Consider the following 1,037-nt stretch of genomic DNA (forward strand, 5'->3'; position numbering starts at 1 on the left):
GGTACTATCGGCCACGTTGACCACGGTAAAACTACCCTGACTGCAGCGATCACCACCGTTCTGGCTAAAACCTACGGCGGTTCTGCACGTGCTTTCGACCAGATCGATAACGCGCCAGAAGAAAAAGCTCGTGGTATCACCATCAACACCTCTCACGTTGAGTATGACACCCCGACTCGTCACTACGCGCACGTTGACTGCCCAGGGCACGCCGACTACGTGAAAAACATGATCACCGGTGCTGCTCAGATGGACGGCGCGATCCTGGTAGTAGCTGCGACTGACGGCCCAATGCCTCAGACTCGTGAGCACATCCTGCTGGGTCGTCAGGTTGGCGTTCCTTTCATCATCGTATTCATGAACAAATGCGACATGGTTGATGATGAAGAGCTGCTGGAACTGGTGGAAATGGAAGTTCGCGAACTGCTGTCCGCTTACGACTTCCCAGGCGACGACCTGCCAGTGATCCGCGGTTCCGCGCTGAAAGCGCTGGAAGGCGAAGCTGAGTGGGAAGCGAAAATCATCGAACTGGCCGAAGCCCTGGACAGCTACATCCCAGAGCCAGAGCGTGCTATCGACAAGCCGTTCCTGCTGCCAATCGAAGACGTATTCTCCATCTCCGGTCGTGGTACCGTTGTTACCGGTCGTGTTGAGCGCGGTATCATCAAAGTTGGCGAAGAAGTTGAAATCGTTGGTATCAAAGACACCGTTAAGTCTACCTGTACTGGCGTTGAAATGTTCCGCAAACTGCTGGACGAAGGCCGTGCTGGTGAGAACGTAGGTGTTCTGCTGCGTGGTATCAAACGTGAAGAAATCGAACGTGGTCAGGTACTGGCTAAACCAGGCTCCATCAAGCCACACACCCAGTTCGAATCTGAAGTGTACATCCTGAGCAAAGATGAAGGTGGTCGTCACACGCCATTCTTCAAAGGCTACCGTCCACAGTTCTACTTCCGTACCACTGACGTGACCGGTACCATCGAACTGCCAGAAGGCGTAGAGATGGTAATGCCAGGCGACAACGTGAACATGGTTGT

Annotated in this window: 1 protein-coding gene; it reads left to right on the forward strand. The window is 53.8% G+C overall.

Features of this window, described 5'->3' with window-relative positions:
• Positions 1 to 1,037 (forward strand): elongation factor Tu (tuf, locus tag BVU99_RS24820; protein WP_099817691.1); only part of this gene is annotated, 1,037 nt, incomplete at both ends.

This window comes from Serratia sp. OLAL2, from assembly GCF_002752475.1.
GTDB lineage: Bacteria > Pseudomonadota > Gammaproteobacteria > Enterobacterales > Enterobacteriaceae > Serratia > Serratia bockelmannii.